Raw genomic sequence first — 4,160 nt, 5'->3', positions numbered from 1 at the left:
GCGCTGCCGGGCGTGCGCGTCGAGCTGCTGCAGCTGCCGCAGATGCCCGAGAGCGCCACGGACATCCGTGCGCGGCTGACAGGCAGGCAGGACATCGGCGAGCTGCTGGACCCAGCGGTCGCCGGTTATATTGAATCCCATCATCTCTACCAGAACACCTGATGACACAAGAAGCGGCCGCCAAGAAGGACACGCAGAAACTCCAGCGGGCCATCGTCGATGGCCTCGAGGACGTGAAAGGGCAGGACATCCAGGTCTTCAACACCGAGCACCTGTCGCCCCTGTTCGAGCGCGTGATCGTGGCGTCGGGCACCTCCAACCGCCAGACCCGGGCGCTGGCCTCCAGCGTGATCGACGCGGTGCGCGACGCGGGCTTCCCCAAGCCGCGCCTCGAGGGCGAGGACAACGGCGAGTGGATCATCGTGGACTGTGGCGCCGCCGTCGCCCACATCATGCAGCCGGCGATCCGCCAGTACTACCACCTGGAAGAGATCTGGGGCGAGAAGCCGGTTCGGCTGCGCTTCGGCGCGGCCAAGCCTGCCGCCCCGGCCAAGGCTGCGGCCCCCGCGGTGGCGAAGAAGGCGGGCACGTCGCTCAGGCGCAGCAGCGCGGCCAAGACCGCCGCGCGTGAAGCGGATCGCGAGGCCGCGGCGGCGAAGAAGACCCCGGCCAGGAAGACGGGCGCAAAGACCGCCGGCGCCAAGACGGCGGCGGGCACGGGCAGGAGCGCGGCCGGCAAGACGGCCGCGACCAGGACGACGGCGAGCAAGACCGCGGCCGCGAAGAGCACGCCCGCGAAGAAGGCGCCGGCGAAGAGCGGCGCCAGCAGCACCGCCCGCACGGCCGCCGGCCGCACGGCCCTGAAGGCGCCGGCGAAGACGGCCGCGAAGAAGGCCCCGGCCAAGTCGAGCGCCCCGCGCCACTGAGCGATGCGCCTGCTGGTCGTGGCCGTCGGCCAGCGTGTGCCGGACTGGGCGCAGGCGGCGTGGGACGACTACGCCAAGCGCTTCCCGCCGGAACTGCGGCTGGAACTCAAGGCGGTGAAGACCGAGCCGCGCGCCTCCAAGACGCTGCCCACCCTGCTGGCCGCCGAACGCGAACGCATCGAGGCCGCGATCCCCAGGGGCGCGCGCATCGTGGCGCTGGACGAGCGCGGCACCGCGCTCACCACCATGGCGCTGGCCGCGAAGCTGAAGGACTGGCAGCTCGAAAACGACACCGTGGCCCTGGCCATCGGCGGACCGGACGGGCTCGATCCCGCGTTCCGCCAGGCCGCGCACGAGCGCATCCGGCTGTCGGACCTGACCCTGCCGCATGCGATGGTGCGGGTGCTGCTCGCCGAGCAGCTCTATCGCGCCTGGTCGATCAACGCCGGACACCCGTACCATCGGGAATGAGCAAGGACTTCATCTATCTCGCCTCGCAGAGCCCGCGGCGGCGCCAGCTGCTGGAGCAGATCGGCGTGCGCTACGAGCTGCTGCTGCCCGATGCCGACGAGGACAGCGAGGCGCTGGAGGAAGTGCATCCCGGCGAGGCGCCGGCGCGCTACGTGAAGCGCGTCACCGCCCTCAAGCTCGATGCCGCCGTGGCCCGCATGCAGCGCCGCGGACTCGAGCCCGCGCCCGTGCTCTGTTCGGACACCACCGTGGCCCTGGGCCGCACGATCTACGGCAAGCCGGCCGATGCGCGCGACGCGGCGCGCATGCTGCGCGAGCTCTCCGGCCGCACGCACCGGGTGCTCACGGCGGTGGCCATGCAGGCAGGACGGCGCCGCGCGGAAGCCGTGAGCGATTCGCGCGTGAGCTTCGCGCCCCTGCGCCCGGCCGACATCCGCGCCTACGTGGAAAGCGGCGAGCCCATGGGCAAGGCCGGCGCCTATGCGGTGCAGGGCAGGGCGGCGGTGCACATCTGCCGCATCGCCGGCTCGTATACCGGCATCATGGGCCTGCCGCTGCACGAGACCGCGGGCTTGCTGAAGGCGCTGGGCGTGCGCTGGTAGGGCGCGCAGGGCGCCGGGGCCGACGCTGCGCGCTTACTGCGAGCCGGCCAATCCGGTCGCTGGGGCCGCCGCCTTCGCCGCCGGATCCTCCATCTCCAGCGCCTCGGGCACCAGCCCCACGATCTCCCGGCGGGCGTTGACGACCGGCCGCACCGAGAAGAGGAAGCTGCGCGGGCCGTCCGGCAGGTTCACGCGAAGGTGCGTGCGCACCGTCTCGCCGCGCGCGGCCGCTTCGACGGCGGCGCGCATGCGCTCGCCCATGCCGGGCGTGGCGCTGAACCACTCGGTCTCCCAGAAGGGCCGGCCGACCACCTGCTCGCGCGTGCGGTGGATCGCGGCGAGCGAAGCGGGATTGGCATCCAGCAAGGTTCCGTGCGTGTCGAGGAAACCCTGGAAGATCAGGTCGGTCTCGAAGGTGGCGCGCAGCCGGTCGGCCACCGCGTTCTGCGCCGCCAGCGCCCGCGTGAGTTCCGCCGTGCGCGAATTGACGTGCGCCTCCAGCGTCTCGTTGAGGCGCCGCAGCCCCAGCCGGGCCCGCTGTTCCGCCTCGATCAGCGCCGCCAGCCGGGCGCGCTCCTCCCCGAGCTGCCAGTTGCTCAGGCGCAGCGCCGCCTCGGCCCGCGCCCGGTCGGTCACGTCGCTTGCCAGCACGAGGACGGCATCGACTTCGCCGGCGGCGTTGTGCACCGGCTGGTAGACGAAGTCCAGCACGCAGTCCTCCTCCGGCCCGTCGGGCCTGCGCTGCAGCTTCACCTTGACGCCGGTGCCGAGATACGGCTCGCCGCTGCGGTAGACGCCATCGAGCAGCTCGAGGAAGCCCTGCGCCCGTACCTCGGGCACCGCTTCGGCCACCGGCTTGCCGGTCACGTCGCGCTGGGCGACGAGGCGCAGGTAGGCCTCGTTGGCGAACTCGAACACGTGGTTGGGGCCGCGCAGCAGGGCGACCGCCGCCGGCGCCTGCCGGAACAGCTCGCGCCAGCGCTCGATCTCGGCCTGGCGCGCGCGCCGGGCGTGCACCACGGCCGTGATGTCGTTGCCCTGGTTGAAGATGCCGGCGATGCCGTGCTCCGCGTCGCGGATCGCCGTCAGGCTGTAGTTCCACCAGGTCTCGGTGCGCCGGCCGCCCCGCACCATCGGCAGCATCTGCTCGTACAGCGCCATGCCTTCGCCGGTCTCGAACACGTGCCGGAACTGCGGGCCCACGATGTCCCAGATGTCGCTCCAGGCTTCGCGCGCGGGCAGGCCGAGCACCGCGGGATGCTTCTCCGCCGGGATCTCCGACCACGTGTCGTTGTACAGGAGGTGGAACTGCGGCCCCCAGTAGATCGCCGTGGGGAAGCTGGAGTTCAGGCACAGGCTCATCGCCATGCGCAGGGCGGGCGGCCAGTCTTCCGGCGGGCCCAGCGGGTGCGAGCCCCAGTCGAAGTTGCGGATCCGTTCCCCCATGGCGCCGCCGCCCTGGAGGAACGCTGGTGCCGGCCGGATGGAAGTCATGGGGGGACCCACTCTAGCAGCCCCCTCGTCGCCGCGGTGCCTGAGGTATCCTTCGCGCCACATGCAGCAGGACATCCTGGTCAACTGGTCGCCGCAGGAGACGCGCGTGGCCATCGTCGAGAGCGGCGCCGTACAGGAGCTGCACGTCGAGCGCACGCTCGAGCGCGGGCTGGTGGGCAACGTCTACCTGGGCAAGGTGGCGCGGGTGCTGCCCGGCATGCAGTCGGCCTTCATCGACATCGGCCTCGAACGCGCGGCCTTCCTGCACGTGGCGGACGTGTGGCAGCGCCAGCCGGATGGCGAACCGCCGCCGGCCGCGCGCGGTGCGCCCGCGCAGCAGGTGCCGATCGAGAAGCAGGTGTTCGAGGGCCAGGCGCTGATGGTGCAGGTGATCAAGGACCCGATCGGCACCAAGGGCGCGCGCCTGTCCACGCAGATCAGCATCGCCGGGCGGCTGCTGGTGTTCCTGCCGCAGGACGACCACGTCGGCGTCTCGCAGAAGATCCCGGCCGACCAGCGCGAGGCCCTGCGCCGGCGGCTGAACAAGCTGGTGGGCGCCGAGGGCGGCGGCTTCATCCTGCGCACCAACGGCGAGGACGCGAGCGATGCCGAACTGGCGGAGGACATCGCCTACCTGCGCAAGACGTGGGGGCGCATCCGCGAGAAG

The 4,160-nt window shown here is 72.0% G+C and carries 5 protein-coding genes; 4 read left to right on the top strand and 1 reads right to left on the bottom strand.

What is annotated here, in order from left to right; genetic code table 11:
• The first annotated feature begins 161 nt into the window (after positions 1-161).
• From rsfS to VFM98_RS02830, 3 genes are read left to right on the top strand one after another with little or no spacing between them, the layout of a single operon-like run.
• Complete coding sequence (gene rsfS, locus VFM98_RS02840) at positions 162-926, top strand: ribosome silencing factor (RefSeq protein ID WP_325108383.1); 765 nt, start codon at positions 162-164, stop codon at positions 924-926.
• 3 nt (positions 927-929) lie between these two features.
• A complete protein-coding gene (rlmH, locus tag VFM98_RS02835; protein WP_325108382.1) occupies positions 930-1,397 on the top strand; it encodes a 23S rRNA (pseudouridine(1915)-N(3))-methyltransferase RlmH in 468 nt (155 codons plus the stop codon).
• Positions 1,394-1,999, top strand: a complete 606-nt coding sequence (locus tag VFM98_RS02830) for a Maf family protein (protein ID WP_325108381.1) — start codon at positions 1,394-1,396, stop codon at positions 1,997-1,999. The genes rlmH and VFM98_RS02830 overlap by 4 nt, the downstream gene beginning before the upstream one ends.
• 33 nt (positions 2,000-2,032) lie before the next feature.
• Here the strand turns inward: VFM98_RS02830 and VFM98_RS02825 are convergent, their stop codons facing one another.
• Positions 2,033-3,493 carry a PAS domain-containing protein gene (locus VFM98_RS02825; protein ID WP_325108380.1) on the bottom strand — a complete coding sequence of 487 codons (1,461 nt, stop codon included), beginning with the start codon at positions 3,491-3,493 and terminating at the stop codon, positions 2,033-2,035.
• A 61-nt stretch (positions 3,494-3,554) separates the two neighbouring features.
• Here VFM98_RS02825 and VFM98_RS02820 point away from each other — a divergent pair.
• Positions 3,555-4,160: ribonuclease E/G (locus tag VFM98_RS02820; protein ID WP_325108379.1), on the top strand; the 606-nt coding region annotated here is incomplete at its 3' end.

Source organism: Ramlibacter sp. (assembly GCF_035706265.1).
Classification (GTDB): domain Bacteria; phylum Pseudomonadota; class Gammaproteobacteria; order Burkholderiales; family Burkholderiaceae_C; genus Ramlibacter.
This window is presented reverse-complemented; position numbering and strand designations above follow the sequence as displayed.